The organism is Aquabacterium soli (assembly GCF_003933735.1).
Classification (GTDB): Bacteria; Pseudomonadota; Gammaproteobacteria; order Burkholderiales; family Burkholderiaceae_C; genus Aquabacterium; species Aquabacterium soli.
On record NZ_RSED01000089.1, the window covers coordinates 1 to 460 of the forward strand.

Annotated in this window: 1 pseudogene; it reads right to left on the minus strand. The window is 68.3% G+C overall.

The annotated features are described in order from the left end of the window. Window positions 1-447, minus strand: a pseudogene (locus tag EIP75_RS23915) (heme utilization protein); the annotation flags it as partial. Window positions 448-460: the final 13 nt, after the last annotated feature.

Sequence of the window (460 nt, forward strand, 5' to 3'; positions counted from 1 at the left end):
GTCGGCCGACTCGATCGCAGCCACCTGGGCCGTCGTCAGTACCGCCGTTTGTGTGCTGCTCAAGGCCGCGAGCTGTGCGGATGTCAACGCCACCACATCGGCAGTCTCGACTGAGGGCACCTGGACCGTGGTGAGCGCCGCGGCTTGCGCGGTGCTCAGCGCGGCCACTTGCGCGGTTTCCAGCGCCACCACCTGGCTGGTGGTCAGGGACTGGATCTGGGCCGTAGACATGGCACGGATCTGTGCCGTGCCCAGCGCGGCCAGGTCAGCCGTCTCGAGCGCAGCGACCTGGGCGGTGCTCAGGGCAGCCACCTGCGCGGTGCTCAGAGCAGCGGCCTGCTCGGTCGTCAGCGCCACGATGGCGTCAGTGCCCAGACCACGCACGGCGGCGGTGCTCAAGGCCTTGATGTCAGCGGTTTCAATCGCTGCAACCTGGGTCGTGGTCAAGGCAGCTGCTTGC